The following is a 16662-nucleotide window of genomic DNA, read 5'->3' as shown; positions in this document are numbered from 1 at the left end:
GGCAGCAAGACGGCACATTGAAACCGATTTCAATGTGCCTGAAAAATTACCGTATAAATATGAAGCAATCATTGCACCCTTAAAGATGTGCTTTGAACTGATTGCTCAATGGGTCGTAATGGTACCCAATCTGATCCAGACGCCCTGCCAACTGCTCTTCACTCATATCGTAATAGGCCAGCAACTCCTCCAACCCGTCACACTCAAGCCTTAGCTTCTCATTGATGATGCCCAGCAAGATGTTGGCATCAAGACGTTGCAAGGTACTGATGTCCATGGCGGCACCTCCTGTAAATGACCTGTATAACCATGGGCGGTTACGCAAGGTTTGTCCATAGTACGAAAAACACCCAGTCTGTTTTATATTAAATAGTCTTTAAAAACATAATGTTACTAACGACACATGCCAACGCCATCACATTATTCAGCAAAAACACCTTGTCACTGCCACAGGATAGAACTACTGTATGCACATACAGCTTGGATATTCATACAGGAACCCCATATATGAACCAGCCCCTGCACCCACAGCCCTTTGCGATGAATCGTGTCATGAGCAAGCCCTGGCCAACCAGAACCGCCTGCAAAGCGGAGTTGGCTCATTATGGTGTGACTATCCAGTCTGATGATCAGTTTCTGAGCGAGCTGACAAAGCTTGGGGAGGCTCATACCGGCTGGATCTTGTTGATCGCCCCGCCGGGACGCCCCACAGTCAGCCGTCTGGAAGAGCGAGGTATCGATCCCAAGAGAGTGCTGGTGGTACATAGCCCCAAAATCAAGAACTGGCAGCAAACCCTGGAGCGCAGTCTGGGCAATGGTCACTGCGCCGCCGTATTTACCTGGCTACCCGAGCAGATCGAGCTGGATCACGTCAAGCTACAGCGACTGGGACAGCAATCTGGCGTACTCACCCGCTTCTTTGGCGCGAAACGGACTAACCTCGGCACACCTCTGCTGGCCTATGCAGAGCAAGATATCTATCTCAATCATTAAGACAAAAAACGAACGCCTACGTAGGCTCTCCCGCGGGTCGCAGTGACAAGGGCGCAAACAATATGTGACCAGCGGCTTTATTTGAAAGACAAGCGTGCAACAGCCTGACGGTAGGCATCGGAGATCATTTGACCCTGCTTGCTGCAAGCAGACAAACATCAAAAGATGTAACGGATAAAGAAGCAGAAAATAAAACCTGAACTGAACTATCATGCAGCCCAAGTATTCAAACCTGCGGGACTTCCTGCCCACCAGCGAACCCGTTTGAGCAATATGATGAGGCTGAAAGTCATTGCATTCATTTGAGCTGATCACGACAATTTTCTCCCCGGAGTGACCCTCTCCTTGAAATACCGGGTAACAAGGGGTATAACCACGCGTTTTATCAGGTGTAATAAGTGAGCGGTATGATGCAAGCCCCCTTTTGGCAGACCAAGAGTCTGCAGCAGATGACTGAATCCGAATGGGAATCCCTCTGCGATGGTTGCGGAAAATGCTGCCTCAACAAGCTGATCGATGAAGATACCGACGAACTGGTTTTCACCAATGTCGCCTGCAATTTGCTTAACACCAAGACCTGTCAGTGCTCTGATTACGCCAATCGTTTCAAAAAAGAGCCTGACTGTCTGCAGATCACCCATGACAAGATCGCCGAATATGACTGGCTCCCCTCAACCTGCGCATATCGCCTGCTGTCTGAAGGTGACGCTCTTCCAGAGTGGCATCCTCTGCTGACCGGCAGTCGTTCCGCGATGCATCAGGCTGGTCAATCCGTCCGTGGCAAAGTCATTCATGAGGATCAGGCGGGTGAATGGATCGATCACATCATCACCTGGGCCAGCTGACACGCTCAACCCGCTATTCTCCAGAGGCAAGGGCTGTACAATGTGCAGCCCTTGTTGTTTCCGCAAGCAGGGTTTGTAGCTTCACACATATCTGGCTGGCTAAACCAGACCCCCTCCCAACTGCGCATTGAGAGAGAGAGGCAGAGGCAGAGGCAGAGGCAGAGGCAGAGGCAGAGGCAGAGGCAGAGGCAGAGAATGACTCCATAGTCACAGGCTTACGGGTATTGCTTTATACACACGATGGCGTCTCTCTTCACCCTGTATCCTGATAAGCCTGTTCCACAAGCCATAGCAACACTGATGCAATGGCAGGCAAAGCAACCGTCCTATTCCCTTAGAGCGTGAATAACACGTTATCGCAATACAGGCTGTGCCAAGTTCAATCCTGATGAACGCCTGCGCCATAGCCCTGATCAAATACCCCATGACAACTGTTGTGACTACGATGGAACTGGATGTAAGCCTACTCCCCTAAATCACACGCATAAAAAAACCGGCGCCTTGGCGCCGGTTTTTACTCACTATCTCTCGATTACAGAGAAGCAGTGAAGGTACGGGTGATGACGTCTTGCTGTTGCTCTTTGGTCAAAGAGTTGAAGCGAACGGCATAACCGGATACGCGGATGGTCAACTGCGGATATTTCTCCGGGTTTTCCATGGCGTCCAGCAGCATTTCACGGTTCATCACGTTAACGTTCAGGTGCTGACCACCCTCTACGTTGGATTCATGGTGGAAGTAACCGTCCATCAGGCCAGCCAGGTTGGCTTTCTGGGCTTCCATATCTTTACCCAGTGCGTTCGGAACGATGGAGAAGGTATAGGAGATACCATCTTTAGCGTAAGCGAACGGCAGCTTGGCTACGGAAGTCAGGGAAGCAACAGCACCTTTCTGGTCACGACCGTGCATCGGGTTTGCACCTGGGCCGAACGGAGCACCGGCACGACGGCCATCCGGGGTGTTACCGGTCTTCTTGCCATATACCACGTTGGAGGTGATGGTCAGAACAGACTGGGTAGCAACAGCACCACGGTAGGTGTTCAGCTTCTGAATCTTCTTCATGAAGCGCTCAACCAGGTCACAGGCGATATCATCGACGCGAGCGTCGTTGTTACCGAACTGCGGGTATTCGCCTTCGATTTCGAAGTCGATGGCAACGCCATCTTCGTCACGAATCGGCTTGACCTTGGCGTACTTGATGGCAGACAGGGAGTCAGCGGCTACAGACAGACCAGCGATACCACACGCCATGGTGCGATATACGTCACGGTCGTGCAGCGCCATCAGAGAGGCTTCGTAGCTGTACTTGTCGTGCATGTAGTGGATGATGTTCAGCGCAGCAACGTATTGCTTGGCCAGCCAATCCATGAAGTGGTCCAGACGATCCATTACGTCGTTGTAGTCGAGGTACTCGGACTTGACCATCTCGGTTTTCGGACCGACCTGGATCTTGAGCTTCTCGTCCATACCACCGTTGATTGCATACAGCATGGTCTTGGCCAGGTTGGCACGAGCACCGAAGAACTGCATCTGCTTACCAACGATCATCGGGGACACACAGCAAGCGATGGCGTAGTCATCGTTGTTGAAGTCCGGACGCATCAGGTCGTCGTTCTCGTACTGAACGGAAGAGGTCTCGATGGATACCTTGGCGCAGTACTTCTTGAAACCGACCGGCAGCTTCTCGGACCACAGAATGGTCAGGTTCGGCTCAGGGGACGGGCCCATGGTGTACAGGGTGTTCAGCATACGGAAGCTGTTCTTGGTGACCAGGGTACGGCCGTCAACGCCCATACCAGCCAGGGTCTCGGTAGCCCACATTGGGTCGCCGGAGAACAGTGAATCGTATTCCGGGGTACGCAGGAAGCGAACCATACGCAGCTTCATGACCATGTGGTCCATCAGCTCCTGGGCTTCTTGCTCGGTGATCAGGCCTTTCTGCAGGTCACGCTCGATGTAGATATCCAGGAAGCTGGAGGTACGACCGAAGGACATGGCTGCACCGTTCTGGGACTTGACTGCCGCCAGGTAGGCGAAGTAGGTCCACTGTACGGCTTCTTTAGCGTTCTTGGCCGGTACGGAGATATCGCAACCGTACTTGGCAGCCATCACCTTCATCTGTGCCAGGGCACGGTGCTGCTCGGAGATCTCTTCGCGCAGACGGATGGTGGCTTCCAGGTTGACGCCGTTTTCCAGGTCAGCTTGCAGGGACTTGAACTGGGCCAGTTTGTCGGCCATCAGGAAGTCAACACCGTACAGAGCAACACGACGGTAGTCACCGATGATACGGCCACGGCCGTAGGCATCCGGCAGACCGGTGATAACACCAGACTTACGGCAGTTCAGGATGTCTTTGGTGTAAACGTCAAACACGCCCTGGTTGTGAGTCTTGCGGTATTCGGTGAAGATCTTCTCGACCATCGGGTCCAGTTGACGACCGTACACTTCGCAAGAAGTTTTAACCATCTTGATACCGCCGTTGGCGATGATGGCGCGCTTCAGCGGCTTGTCAGTCTGCAGACCAACGATCTGCTCCAGGCTCTGATCGATATAACCGGCATCGTGTGCGGTAATGGTGGAGGGCAGGTCAGTATCAAAATCAACCGGCGCATGAGTGCGGTTCTCGATTTTGATCCCTTCCATGACCTTGTCCCACAGCTTGGTGGTCGCTTCGGTCGCGCCAGCCAGGAAGGACTCGTCACCTTCATACGGGGTGTAGTTCTTCTGGATGAAGTCACGGGTGTTGACAGAGGTCTGCCATTCACCGGCCGCGAAGCCTTCCCATGCTTTTTGGAACTGTTCGTTAAGTTCTGCCATTTTTCATTACCTCACACGGTATTGATGTAGTATCCCGCAATCATCCTTAATGATGACGACGGAAGATAAACCAGTAAGTCAGACCAACCATCACGCCACCACCGATGATATTGCCGATGGTCACGGGGATGAGGTTGTGTAGGACGAAGTTGGATACGGTCAGGTCAGCAAAGGTTGCCGGATCCTGGCCGATGGCCTGCCAAAATTCCGGACTAGCCACGCTGTGGATAGCGATACCAACCGGAATCATAAACATGTTTGCGATGCTGTGCTCGAAACCTGATGCAACGAACATGGCAACCGGCAGCAGCATAACCACTACCTTGTCAGTCGCGCTGCGGGCACCAAAAGCCATCCAGGCAGCAAGACATACCATCAGGTTACAGAGGATACCCAGCGCCACCGCTTCGAAGAAGGTGTGGTGAATTTTGTGTTGGGCCACTTTGAGGGCGTTAAGGCCCCACTGACCATCTGCTGCCGTGTACTCTGCAGAAACAATGATCAGCGCCACCATCAGCAGACCGCCAATCAGGTTGCCGAAGTAGACCAGCCCCCAGTTCTTGAGCAGCTGAGCCCAACTGATGCGATTGGCAGCCTTGGCCACCAGCGTCAGGGTGGTGGAGGTGAACAACTCGGCACCGAGCAACACACAGAGAATAAGTCCGAGAGAGAAGCAGAGACCGCCCACCAACTTGGCCATACCCCAAGGCATGGAGCCGGTCCCGGTCGTCACTGTGATGTAGAAGATAAATGCGATGGCGATGAAAGCGCCTGCGGTGATGGCCAGTGGAATGACCTTGTATGCCGGCTTGGTAGCCTTGGCATAGGTGATGTCTTCAGCCAGTGCAGCGATGGCTTCGGGCTTGAGACAATCGAATGGAGATTCAGCTTTCAATTATTTTCTACCTGAATGTTTTGCCTGTTGAAATCATAACAAAGGGCCAAATAGCCAAAATTGACATTGATCAAGTTTATCAGAGTGCGAATGTAATTTTACTACAAATATTTTAGTGCGATGGCTACGCCACTTTACACCAGGTATCAGCTGAAACAGAAATATCACATTTTTAATGCAATGATTTTAAAGAATTTATTCCAGAGCATGGAAATATGGTATTGGCAAGATATCTTTGCAGTTCAACAGCACATCCCCTGCCCTGCCATCAACCCCCTTAGGGGTATTTTTTGTTTTTTATTTCATCTTTGAATAACAATCCCGTGCCTTGCCGCACGATAAACAGAAGGGGCCACTCGGCCCCTTCCTTTACAGCAATGATCACGCCCAGTGATGGGCTCGCTTGGCCTTCTGCAGCTTCTCGTAAGCCGCCAGCAGCTTCTGGTGCAGCGGGAACTGGGAGAGCGACAGGTCGGCCGCTTCCAGACCGTGGAAGCGTGCTTCGCCACTGGCGTTGGCCCATGCCTGTGCCAGCGTCTCTTCACCATACATGCGAGTGAAGACGGCGCGATACAGCTCGGGGTCGCGCTCCTCGTCGAGGAACAACTCGACGCAGGCACGCAGGGCGCGGTAGTAGCTGGCACGCTCGGCAGTGAACACCGACTGGTTGAACTCCATGGTCCAGTCGATGAGATCGAGAGCAGTCTCCAACTCACCGGCGGCCAGCGCCAGCATGGCTTTCAGCTCACCAACGCGCAGGGTGTGCAGCGCGGTCCCCTTGGCAGCGGCGATGCCCAGCAGCTCGCGTACACGGGTACGCTCGTCGTGCCCCTCTTCATCCAGTTGATCAAACAACGCCATGTACTGCTCGGCATCCCAATCCAGTGATGGCAGTGCCAGGATCACTTCGCGCAGGTTGGCGCCCATATTGTTGTTGGCCAGCAGCAGATCTTCGGCCGGATAGATGTCGGACATGCCCGGCACCAGAATGCGGCAGGCGTAGACACCCAGATGCTCGTAGTCGGCGATATAGACCGGCTGCTCCAGCTCATGGAAGATGCCGATCAGGTGATCGAACTCCTCCTGCGAGGTGCCACGGAAGTCCCAGTCGGCAAACTCGAAGTCCGCATCCTGCTTGAACAGATCCCAGCTGATAAGCCCCGAGGAGTCGATGAAGTGGGTCTCGAGGTTGTGGTGATCCGCCACCTGCTCGTTGTCGAATGACGGCGGCACAAACACGTCGAGATCCTTGAGACCACGGCCCTGCAGCAGCTCGGTGACGGTACGCTCGAAGGCCACTTCGAAGCGCGGGTGAGCGCCGAAGGAGGCAAAGCAGGTGCCATTGCTCGGGTTGAGCAGCACCACGCAGATGACCGGATAACGGCCACCCAGAGAGGCATCGAAGCTGTAAATGGGGAAGCCTTCCGCTTCGAGCGCCGCGATGGAGGCGGCAATCCCCGGATAACGGGCAATCACCTCGTCCGGGATCAGCGGCAAGCTGATGGCCTCGGCGATGATCTTGTTCTTCACGTGGCGCTCGAACACCTCGGAGAGCGCCTGGGTGCGCGCTTCGGTCTTGGTGTTGCCGGCGCTCATGCCGTTGGAGACATAGAGGTTGCCGATGATGTTCATCGGGATGTAGACGGTCTCGTGGTCAGACTGGCGCTCGAACGGCAGGGCGACGATACCGCGCTCCTCGTTGTTTGACTGCAGATCCACCAGCATGTCGGCGGTCACTTCACCGTCCGGGTTGTAGAACTTGCGGGTGAAGCTATCTAGCAGACCGGCCGGGAACTGGTCACCCTCGATGGGGAACCACTTTTCGTTCGGGTAGTGAACGAAATCGCCGTTGGCGACCTGCTCGCCAAGATAGAAGTCGGCGAAGAAGTAGTTGGTGGAGAGACGCTCGAAATATTCGCCAAGGGCAGACGCGAGGGCCGCCTTCTTGCTGGCACCCTTGCCGTTGGTGAAGCAGAGGGCGCACTCTTTGTCGCGAATATGCACCGACCAGACGTTCGGCACGGGGTTGAGCCAGGAGGCCTCTTCGATATCAAACCCTAAGGCTTGCAGCTTGGTCTGGAAGCGTTCGATGGAGTCTTCCAGCGCCGCGTCCTTGCCGGGAATAAAAGTGTGGTCAGTCATCACGATATCCTGATTTTTATTGGCTCATGTTCGGCCGCAGATAATAGCAGGGGTCGGCGGCTTTGGCAGGACAAAAATCAGCAAACAGGGATGAGTCGCACGTTGAGAAACCGGCTTATCCCAGCTCCCCCGCCACAAACAGCGCGGGCCCAGGGATTGCCCGGGCCCGCTGGTTACGCAATGCGATACATCGTCAGAGCTGCTTGCCCTGGCTGGCGATCACCTGGCTGTACCAGTGGAAACTCGCCTTCTTGATCCGGCGAAGGGAGCCCCCCTGCTCGTCACGCTCCACATAGACGAAGCCGTAACGCTTCTGGTAGCCGTTGAGCCAGCTCAGGATGTCGGTGAACGACCAGGCACAGTAGCCAAGCAGTTCCACCCCGTCCTGCATCGCCTCCTGGCACGCCTTGACGTGGCTGCGCAGGTAATCGATGCGGTACTCATCGTTCACCTTGTCGCCCGCCTCCAGCTTGTCGAACTCGCCAAGGCCGTTCTCGGTGATCATCAGCGGCAGACCATAGCGGGAAGAGAGGCGACGCAACGCGATGCGCATCCCGGTCGGGTCGATGGCCCAATCCCAGTTGCTGGTCTCAAGGTGCGGATTGGGCGCCGTCTTGTAGAGGCCGGGGATGCCGCTCGATGGCGTAGTACCCTTCTTGCCGGTGGTGTTGATCCGCTGCAGGGTCTGACCGCCCAAGGGGTTATCTGTGTAGGTCAGGGTGTAGTAGTAGTTGACGCCGATGTAGTCGGGCGTCCCCTCTCGCAGCAACTCCATATCGCCCGGCAGGATCTCCGGCGCCTCGCCGTTTTCTCGCAAGTAAGCGAGCGCCGCCTGGGGATAGCGGCCAAAGCAGTAGGCATCCAGCCACCAGAGGTTGTTGAACTCCTCGGCGTTCTCATAGGCCAGCATATCTTTCGGATCGCACGACGCCGGATAGGCCGGGGAGTAGGCAAAGCTCGGGCCGATGAGGCCATTTGGCACATGCTGGCGAAACGCCTTGATCACCCGGGCATTGGCCAGAAACGCGATGTGGTTGGCGGCAAAGAAGCGCTTGCGATCCTGCACAGCGGGTGGATGGGTGCCGAGCTGATAGGCGTTAGTCAGGTTGTAGTTCTGCTCGTTGAGGGACACCCAATACTTCACCTTGCCGGCAAAGCGCTGATAGAGGGTCACGCAGTAGCGCTCGAAATCCTCGATAATGCGTCGATCTTCCCAGCCGCCGTACTCATCCTGCAGCGCCTGCGGTAGATCCCAGTGATAAAGGGTCAGTACCGGCTCGATCTGGTGGGCCAAGAGGGTGTCGATCAGCTTCTCGTAGAAGGCCAGCCCCGCCTCGTTAACCTCCCCCCGACCGGTGGGATAGATGCGCGGCCAGCTCACCGAGAAGCGGTAAGCCTTGAGCCCCATCTCGGCCATCAGCGCCACGTCCTCTTCCATGCGGTGGTAGTGATCCACAGCCACATCGCCGTTGCTCCCCTCAAAGGTCTTGCCCGGCAACTTGGTGAAGAGATCCCACACCGAGGGCCCCTTGCCATCGGCATTCCAGCCCCCCTCCACCTGATAGGCGGCGGAGGCTGCGCCCCAAAGAAAATCGCTCGGGAAGTCGTTGAACTTGTGGTGATGCATCTGGTGTTGCTCCTTCTGCGCTGATGGTGTCAGCCATCTCTGATAACTCGGCGCCCCCTGTCGGGGCGCCCGAAATGAATTGGCATAAGCATCCATCACTTCTAAAATTCCGTCCAATGACAAATATGACCACTCAACATTCCCAACAGGAATGAAAGGAGCCCTGATGGAGCTACGGGATCTGAAAGCCTTCGCCACTCTGGGGGAGGTGCTGCACTTCGGCCAGGCGGCGGTACGTCAGCACGTTACCCAGTCGGCCCTGAGCAAACAGATAAGGCGGCTGGAGGAGGAGCTGGGCGGCGAGCTGTTCGAGCGCAACGCCAGTACCACTCGCCTCACCGGACTGGGCAGGGCGCTGTATGAGGATGCCCGCGCTGTGGTCATCCAGAGCGAGCAGCTATCGCGCACCGCCCGCGACGTGCTGGCGGGCAATGTCGGCACCCTGCGCATCGGCTTTGGTGTGGCCACCAAGATCCTGGTGCCCGCCGCCATCGCCCGTTTTCGCGCCGAGCGGCCGCAGGTGACCATAGAGCTCAACGATCTCTCCACCCACCACCAGCTACTGGCGCTCAGTGAAGGCAAGCTGGATCTCGGTTTTTGCCGCCTGCCCGCCCCCAAGGGGTGGCACGCCCTGCCGGTGGTCGAAGCCCACTTTGTCGCCGTACTGCCCGCCAGCTACCGCGATGTGAGGGAGTTGGCGGATCTGGTGGACAAACCGCTGGCGATCCTGCGTCGGGACAAGGCCCCATCCTTTTACGATCACCTGATGAACTATCTGGCCCAGAGCGGGCTGCGTTTTCGCGATATCCAGTACGTCAACGACTTCGCCGCCGGTGTTGCCACCGCGGCGGCAGAGATCGCCTGGACCCTGGTCCCCTCCTCCACCACCATAGAGCACCCGGATGTGCTCACCCTGCCCCTTAGAGACGGGGAAGCCTGCTGGACCATTGGCCTTATCCGTCCGCCCCACAGCAAGGGGCCCTTGATCGATGCCTTCTGGGCAACCATCGCCGATATGGCGCCAAGATAGGCACGCTGTTGGCAAACAGCAGATGGCGGCCGCGCATCAACGATAGCGTTCGACGATACGCGCCAACTCGCCGCTTTGTCGCAGCTGTTGCAGGGCCCGGTTGAACTCGGTTATCCGGGTATTGAAGCGGGAGTGCTTGCCGATGCAGAGATTGAACGGGGTAGAGGCAAGCTGCAGAGGCACCTCGACCACCTGCCCGGACAATCCCAGCTGGTTGAGTTTGAAACGCGCCACCAGTGGGTCGGTCACCATCAGATCCCCCCGACCCGCTGCCAGCATTTTGAAAACATTATCGACATTGATGGTGTGATGAACGGTGAAGCCCGCCAGGTTCTCCTTGCCCCAGCCGTTACCGAAATAGTCGAGAAAGGTAAGCGATTTGAAGTCGCTCAAGCGGCTGGCACGCTGAAATTCCGCCATTCGGGGATGGGCACGCTGGGTAAAAATGGTTAGCACAGTGGTAGTGACCGGCTCTTCCACAACCAGGGTATAGCTGCGCCGCTCCCGGGTAGCGATAGTGACAAAACCATCGGCCTGCGCCATCCGCACCAGTTTTTGCGCCCGTTGCCACGGATAACCTTCATGGCGCACCCGCAGCCCCATCTGCGCCGCTACCCGATCCATCACGTCGATCATCAGCCCACGCATCCTACCCTGTTCGTCACGCCACGAATATGGGGCAAAGTCGTCAAAGTAGACCATCTTCAACTCGGCCGCTGGCGCCGCCCATGCACTCTGCCACATCAGCAATCCCCAAAGGATTGCGATCCTAATACCAACACCCATGGCCGCGACTCCATCCACTTCTGCCAACTCTGAGCCTAGTGCAAAGCGGGCTGCGGCAAGGTTCAGGATCCAGTGGAAAAGTGGCCAACGAAAAAAGAGAGAGGAAGCAGTGGCTTCCCCTCTCTCGTTCGTTTGTCAGCACGCCACCTTACCGATGGCGGTCACGGCTTGCCGGTTACGCCAGCTCGGCCCGCAGCGCCCTGGTGGCATCAACCATCACCTTGAGGGCGGCTTCTGTCTCTTCCCAGCCGCGGGTCTTGAGGCCGCAATCCGGGTTGACCCAGAGCCGCTCGGCCGGGATCTGTTTGGCCGCCTTGCGCAGCAACCCCTCAATCCAGCTCTGGCTCGGCACATTTGGCGAGTGGATGTCGTAGACGCCCGGGCCAATCTCGTTGGGGTAGTTGAAGCGCTCGAACGCTTCGAGCAGCTGCATCTGGCTGCGGCTGGTCTCTATGGTGATCACATCCGCATCCAGCGCCGCTACCGCCTCGATGATGAGGTTGAAATCGCTGTAACACATGTGGGTGTGGATCTGGGTGCTGTCCGCCACCGGGCTTGCACTCAGACGGAAGGCCCGCACTGCCCAATCGAGATAAGCCTGATGATCCTGCTTGCGCAGGGGCAAGCCTTCGCGGATCGCCGGTTCGTCGATCTGGATGATCTTGATGCCGGCGGCTTCCAGATCTGCCACCTCATCGCGAATGGCCAGCCCGATTTGCAGGGCGGATTGCTCGCGGCTCACGTCTTCGCGCGGGAAGGACCAGCAGAGGATGGTCACGGGGCCAGTCAGCATCCCCTTGACCGGCTTGTCGGTCAGGCTCTGGGCAAATCGGGTCCATTCGAGCGTCATGGGGGTCGGGCGGTCGATGTCACGGGTGATCACCGGCGGCTTGACGCAGCGGGAGCCATAGCTCTGTACCCAGCCGAAGCGGGTGATGGCAAAGCCATCCAGCAGTTCACCGAAATACTCCACCATGTCGTTGCGCTCGGCCTCACCATGAACCAGCACGTCCAACCCGATGGCCTCCTGACGCGCGATGGCATCGCGGATCTCGGCCTTAATGCCCGCCTCGTAGGCACTGTCATCGATGCGACCGGCGCGCCAATCCTGCCGCAATACCCGGATCTGCGAGGTCTGCGGGAAGGAGCCGATGGTGGTGGTGGGCAGCAGCGGCAGCTTGAGATCCGAGCGCTGCAGCTCTGCCCTGACCGGATAGGGGCTGTGGCGATCAAAATCGCTGTTGGTGAGGCTGGCGAGCCGTGACTGCACCGCTTTTTTGTGCACCCGGCTGTCGGACTCCCGATCGACGATGGGCTGGCTGTAGGCAGTGATTTTGTCGAGTTCGCCCCCATCCAGATACTCTCTGAGCAGTCCCAACTCGAAACATTTTTGCAAGGCAAAGGCGAACCAGCTGCGGGTCTGGGGATCCAGCTCCTGCTCCAGGGTCAAATCCACCGGGCTATGCAGCAAGGAACAGGATGAGGCCACCCAGAGCCGCTCGCCGAGTTTGGTTTTCAGTGCCTTCAGTGTCGGCGCCAGCTTGGCCAGATTGGCACGCCAGACGTTGCGGCCGTTGATCACCCCTGCTGAGATGACCCACTGGGCGGGCAGATGCGGCACCAGGGTCTCCAACTGCTCGGGGGCAGCCACCAGATCCAGATGCAGGCCATCTACCTTGAGGCTGGTGATAATGTCGCGCTGATGAGCCACCGAACCGAAATAGGTGGTGAGCAGCAGCTTGCAAGGGCCCGCGAGGCGCTCGTAAGCGTTGAGGTAGGCCAGCCGCCACTCGTCCGGCAAGTCCAGCGTCAGCGCAGGTTCATCGATCTGTACCCACTCCACCCCTTGGGCGGCCAGTTTGGCCAGGATCTCCTGATAGACGATGAGCAGGCGATCGAGCAGTTCAAGGCGGGAGAAGCCGCTCTCTTTCTCCTTGCCAAGCCACAGATAAGAGACCGGCCCCAGCAGTACCGCCTTGACCGGCAGCCCCAGTGCTTTGGCCTCTTCTACCTCGTCAAACAGCTGGCTCCAGCCCAGCTTGAAGCGCTGGTCACGGCTAAATTCCGGCACCAGATAGTGGTAGTTGGTATTGAACCATTTGGTCATCTCGGCGGCCGCCGCCGCCGGGCCGGTCGGCGCACGGCCGCGGGCCACCCGGAACAGGGTGTCGAGGTCGGTCTCGCCATGGCGGTGGCGGGCAGGCACTGCATCTACCAGCAGGCTGGTGCCGAGCACCTGATCGTACCAAGCAAAGTCCCCCACCGGCAGCAGATTGACCCCGGCGCCGTGCTGGGCCTGCCAGTGGCGCTCACGCAGCGTCTTGCCCACGGCAACGAGTTCGGCCTGAGTGGTCTCGCCACGCCAGTAGGATTCGAGGGCAAATTTCAGCTCGCGCTTGGCGCCGATACGGGGGAAGCCCAGGGTGTGTGCTCGTGTCATAGGTTCATTTCCTTATGCTCATTCATCTGATGGGAACTGGATGATTTAGCCATCCAGATGTTTACACATCCAAAATGACAAGATAAGGTGACGCTGGCTATTGAATCCTCTTCAACTGGCTCTCAAATAATCCTCAACTGACCGCCGAACAGGTTAAACGCGAGGATACAGAGGCCCGTTCTTGCATGTGTCAAGAAGCGCAGCAGCAAGACGGCAGGAGGCTGAGGCTAAAGGTCAGGCCGCGCCGGCCGCAACCTCAGCGCCATACGCAATCTCACAAGGAGCCATCTTATGGCAGTGCCAAGCAATGCAGGGATAGAGATCAAACACTTGAAAACATTGACCGCGCTGGCCGAGCAGGGCTCGCTGGCCGGTGCGGCGCTGACCCTCAACCTCACCCAGTCCGCCCTCTCCCACCAGCTCAAAGAGCTGGAGACCCGCCTCAATCTGGAGCTTTACCTGCGCAAAAGCCGTCCGCTGGTGCTGACCGCAGCCGGCAGCCAGCTGCTCGCCCTCGCCCGTCAGGTGTTACCTGCGCTATCCCAGACCGAGAAGCAATTGCAGGCCTTGCAGAGCGGCGATGCGGGCAGGCTGCATCTGGCGCTCGATTGCCACAGTTGCATCCAGTGGCTGCTGCCGCTGTTGCCGGAATTTCGCCGCCAGTGGCCTGGGGTGGATCTGGAGGTGGAGTCAGTGCCGGGCTTTGATGCCATCAATGCCCTGCTAGGCGGCCAGCTCGATCTGCTGCTCACCTCCGATGTGCAGGCCCGCGGCGATCTCCACTTCGAGCCGCTGTTTGCCTTCGATCTGACTCTGGTGATGGCGCCGGATCACCCCCTCTGCCACCGGAGCCACATCAAGCCGGGCGATCTGGGGCCGGAGGTGCTGCTGGTCTATCCGGTAGAGCGCAGCCGCATGGATATCTTCAGCCGCTTTTTGCAACCCGCCGGGGTGGAGCCCGCCCGCTGCAAGCCGGTGGACAACACTTCTGTGATGCTGCAGATGGCCGCCGCAGGGCTCGGGGTCGCCGCCTTGCCGCGCTGGGCCAGCGAGGAGTTTGTCAGACAGGGGATGCTCTGCGCCCGTCCCCTCGGCAGCGGTATTCGTCGCCATATGTACGGCGCGGTGCGGGCCGCCGATCGGGATCAAGCCTGCCTGCAGAGTCTGTTCGAGCGCATTCGCACCAAGATGGAGGGATAGCCCTCCTCAGCGAGGCTGGCCGACCTCTGCCAGCAGTGCAGGCAACTTTGACTTGATAAAGTCGATGAGGGCTCTGACCGCCGCTGACAGGCCGCGCCGCGCGGGATAGAGCATCACCAGCTTGCCATCTTTGGGACGCCACTCGGGCAACAGTTGTTGCAGCCGCCCATCCGCCAGCTCATTCACGCAGGCGTAAAGTGGCAAGCCCACCATTCCTAGCCCCGCCAGCGCCGCCTGTTTGAGGGTTTGCACATTGTCGCTGCGCAGCAGCACATTGACCGCCACCTCCTCACTCTCCCCGCTATCGTGCCGTAGCCGCAACAGATCGGCCTGACGCTCCAGCGAGCTGAAGAGCAGGGCATCCTCTCCCTCCAGCTGGCGTGGATGCGCCAGCGCATTGTGGCGCGAGAGCCACGCCGGGGTCGCCAGCACGCCCCACTGCACCGTACAGAGCGGCACCTGCACCAGACTGGAGGGGGGTTGCTCAAAGGCCACCCCGCGGATCACCACATCCAGCCCCTCCTCCAGCAGATCCACCTGCCGATTGCTGGCTTGCACGGCGAGCCTCACCTTGGGGTATTGCGCCATAAAAGCGGGCAGCAAGCGGGCAAGCAGCGCATCGGCAATGGTAATGGGCACGCTGATGCGCACCAGACCGCTCGGCTCCTGCTGCCGTTGCCGCACAGCCGCCTCTCCCGCCTGCGCTTCGGCCAGCATCGCCTGACAGTGGCGATAGAGCACCTCACCAGCATCGGTCAGGCTGAGTTGGCGCGAGGTACGTTGCAGCAGCCGGGTATCCAGCCGCTCCTCCAGCAGCCGGATCCGGCGCGAGATCCGCGACTTGGGCACGCCAAGCGCCCGCGCGGCGGCAGTGAATCCCTGCCGTTGCACCACATGGGTGAAGAGATAGAGATCATTCAAATCAAGTTCCAGTGGTGTCATCGAGCAGCCTTGGTCAGGGTGAGGATCATTCACATCGTTCCATTAATGGAACGATAAGAACCTATTTCACCAGATTGTCGCCATTTTTGCAGCCATCATAATGGCCCTGTCCCCATCAGACGGTTGCTGCGCGGGCAATCCGCTCCACCAGCAAGGGCCGTTTGACTGTTCCGATATCACAAGGAGTTCACCATGAAACTGCGACAAATCTGCTCTGCCACCCTGCTCGGTCTGGCGACCCTGACCGCCACGCTGGCCACCACAGCGACACCGGCCATGGCCGCCGAGGCTGCCAGCCATCCGACCGTATCACCCAACCGCTATCTGGAGATGCTCTCCCGAGACAATGCGGTACTGCTGCTGGTCGACCATCAGGTCGGCTTGCTGAGCGGCGTGCGCGACACCACGGTGGGCGAGCTCAAGCACAACGTGGTGGCGCTGGCCAACGCCGCCCGCGCCCTCGGCGTGCCGGTGATCGTGACCGCGACCATGCCCGATGGCATGTGGGGCCCCACCATGCCTGAACTGACCAGTGCCCTGCCGGATGTGAAGGTGATCAACCGCACCGTCATCAACGCCTGGGACGATCCTGCCGTGCGCACCGCCATTGAGAAGACCGGCCGCAAACAGCTGATCATCGCCGGTGTATCCCTCGAGATCTGCGCCAGCTTCCCGGCCCTCTCTGCCAAGGCTGCCGGCTATGATGCCCGGGTGGTGCTCGATGCCTCCGGCACCTTCAACGAAGCCAAGCGCACCACTGGGCTGCAACGCTTGCTGGGGGCCGGTATCCCGGTCACCGACTACGCCTCTGCCGCGGTCGAGATGCTGCGCAGCAACGTCGACCCCAAGGCGCACGATGTCTACAGCGCCCTCGACATGCCTTTCGCTACCCTGGTGTGGCAGATGCAAGAAGGTGCCAAGAAGTCGTAACTCGCCCGCCTTCGGTC

Annotated in this window: 13 protein-coding genes; 5 read left to right on the top strand and 8 right to left on the bottom strand. The window is 58.2% G+C overall.

Features of this window, described 5'->3' with window-relative positions:
* Positions 1–79 precede the first annotated feature (79 nt).
* Complete coding sequence (locus I6L44_RS05000) at positions 80–277, bottom strand: DUF4250 domain-containing protein (RefSeq protein ID WP_005333612.1); 198 nt, start codon at positions 275–277, stop codon at positions 80–82.
* A 230-nt stretch (positions 278–507) separates the two neighbouring features.
* Between I6L44_RS05000 and I6L44_RS04995 the strand changes: the two genes are divergently transcribed.
* Together I6L44_RS04995 and I6L44_RS04990 are read left to right on the top strand one after the other, a co-directional pair.
* Complete coding sequence (locus tag I6L44_RS04995; RefSeq protein ID WP_139399333.1) at positions 508–993, top strand: cell division inhibitor; 486 nt, start codon at positions 508–510, stop codon at positions 991–993.
* A 410-nt stretch (positions 994–1403) separates the two neighbouring features.
* Positions 1404–1838 (top strand): YcgN family cysteine cluster protein, encoded by a 435-nt coding sequence (locus I6L44_RS04990; protein ID WP_005352569.1) that lies wholly within the window; start codon positions 1404–1406, stop codon positions 1836–1838.
* 532 nt (positions 1839–2370) lie between these two features.
* Here I6L44_RS04990 and pflB read toward each other — a convergent pair.
* From pflB to I6L44_RS04970, 4 genes are all read right to left on the bottom strand, one after another.
* Positions 2371–4653, bottom strand: a complete 2283-nt coding sequence (gene pflB, locus I6L44_RS04985; protein ID WP_005352571.1) for a formate C-acetyltransferase — start codon at positions 4651–4653, stop codon at positions 2371–2373.
* A gap of 46 nt (positions 4654–4699) precedes the next feature.
* Complete coding sequence (focA, locus tag I6L44_RS04980; RefSeq protein WP_005333620.1) at positions 4700–5548, bottom strand: formate transporter FocA; 849 nt, start codon at positions 5546–5548, stop codon at positions 4700–4702.
* Between the two features lie 381 nt (positions 5549–5929).
* The gene (gene ycaO, locus I6L44_RS04975) at positions 5930–7690 is read right to left on the bottom strand and encodes a 30S ribosomal protein S12 methylthiotransferase accessory factor YcaO (protein WP_216953453.1); all 1761 of its coding nucleotides are present in this window, start codon (positions 7688–7690) and stop codon (positions 5930–5932) included.
* A 193-nt stretch (positions 7691–7883) separates the two neighbouring features.
* Positions 7884–9317, bottom strand: a complete 1434-nt coding sequence (locus I6L44_RS04970; protein WP_021231363.1) for a glycoside hydrolase family 1 protein — start codon at positions 9315–9317, stop codon at positions 7884–7886.
* Between the two features lie 166 nt (positions 9318–9483).
* On the opposite strand from I6L44_RS04970, the gene I6L44_RS04965 reads away from it, so the two are divergent.
* A complete protein-coding gene (locus I6L44_RS04965; RefSeq protein WP_216953452.1) occupies positions 9484–10347 on the top strand; it encodes a LysR family transcriptional regulator in 864 nt (287 codons plus the stop codon).
* 36 nt (positions 10348–10383) lie between these two features.
* On the opposite strand, the gene I6L44_RS04960 is transcribed toward I6L44_RS04965, so the two are convergent.
* Positions 10384–11091, bottom strand: coding sequence for an ABC transporter substrate-binding protein (locus tag I6L44_RS04960; RefSeq protein WP_164536967.1), 708 nt, complete (start codon positions 11089–11091; stop codon positions 10384–10386).
* A 217-nt stretch (positions 11092–11308) separates the two neighbouring features.
* Entirely contained in the window at positions 11309–13573 is a 2265-nt protein-coding gene (metE, locus tag I6L44_RS04955; RefSeq protein WP_201910718.1) for a 5-methyltetrahydropteroyltriglutamate--homocysteine S-methyltransferase, read from the bottom strand.
* Positions 13574–13864: 291 nt separating this feature from the next.
* Between metE and I6L44_RS04950 the strand changes: the two genes are divergently transcribed.
* A complete protein-coding gene (locus I6L44_RS04950) occupies positions 13865–14773 on the top strand; it encodes a LysR substrate-binding domain-containing protein (protein WP_216953451.1) in 909 nt (302 codons plus the stop codon).
* 6 nt (positions 14774–14779) lie between these two features.
* On the opposite strand, the gene I6L44_RS04945 is transcribed toward I6L44_RS04950, so the two are convergent.
* Positions 14780–15715 carry a LysR substrate-binding domain-containing protein gene (locus I6L44_RS04945; protein WP_216953450.1) on the bottom strand — a complete coding sequence of 312 codons (936 nt, stop codon included), beginning with the start codon at positions 15713–15715 and terminating at the stop codon, positions 14780–14782.
* 192 nt (positions 15716–15907) lie between these two features.
* Between I6L44_RS04945 and I6L44_RS04940 the strand changes: the two genes are divergently transcribed.
* On the top strand, positions 15908–16645 hold the full coding sequence (locus I6L44_RS04940; RefSeq protein ID WP_216953449.1) for an isochorismatase family protein: 738 nt from the start codon (positions 15908–15910) through the stop codon (positions 16643–16645).
* The last annotated feature ends 17 nt before the right edge of the window (positions 16646–16662 follow it).

It is taken from the genome of Aeromonas sp. FDAARGOS 1414, from assembly GCF_019047065.1.
Lineage (GTDB): Bacteria > Pseudomonadota > Gammaproteobacteria > Enterobacterales > Aeromonadaceae > Aeromonas > Aeromonas veronii_A.
The sequence above is the reverse complement of the archived record's forward strand: the minus strand, read 5'-3'. Positions and strand labels throughout refer to the sequence as shown.

Bases quoted from the DNA above. Each gene is read 5' to 3' on its own strand.
- I6L44_RS05000 (WP_005333612.1), bottom strand. From the start codon at position 277: ATGGACATCAGTACCTTGCAACGTCTTGATGCCAACATCTTGCTGGGC.
- I6L44_RS04995 (WP_139399333.1), top strand. From the start codon at position 508: ATGAACCAGCCCCTGCACCCACAGCCCTTTGCGATGAATCGTGTCATG.
- I6L44_RS04990 (WP_005352569.1), top strand. From the start codon at position 1,404: ATGCAAGCCCCCTTTTGGCAGACCAAGAGTCTGCAGCAGATGACTGAA.
- pflB (WP_005352571.1), bottom strand. From the start codon at position 4,653: ATGGCAGAACTTAACGAACAGTTCCAAAAAGCATGGGAAGGCTTCGCG.
- ycaO (WP_216953453.1), bottom strand. From the start codon at position 7,690: ATGACTGACCACACTTTTATTCCCGGCAAGGACGCGGCGCTGGAAGAC.
- I6L44_RS04970 (WP_021231363.1), bottom strand. From the start codon at position 9,317: ATGCATCACCACAAGTTCAACGACTTCCCGAGCGATTTTCTTTGGGGC.
- I6L44_RS04965 (WP_216953452.1), top strand. From the start codon at position 9,484: ATGGAGCTACGGGATCTGAAAGCCTTCGCCACTCTGGGGGAGGTGCTG.
- I6L44_RS04960 (WP_164536967.1), bottom strand. From the start codon at position 11,091: ATGTGGCAGAGTGCATGGGCGGCGCCAGCGGCCGAGTTGAAGATGGTC.
- metE (WP_201910718.1), bottom strand. From the start codon at position 13,573: ATGACACGAGCACACACCCTGGGCTTCCCCCGTATCGGCGCCAAGCGC.
- I6L44_RS04950 (WP_216953451.1), top strand. From the start codon at position 13,865: ATGGCAGTGCCAAGCAATGCAGGGATAGAGATCAAACACTTGAAAACA.
- I6L44_RS04945 (WP_216953450.1), bottom strand. From the start codon at position 15,715: ATGACACCACTGGAACTTGATTTGAATGATCTCTATCTCTTCACCCAT.
- I6L44_RS04940 (WP_216953449.1), top strand. From the start codon at position 15,908: ATGAAACTGCGACAAATCTGCTCTGCCACCCTGCTCGGTCTGGCGACC.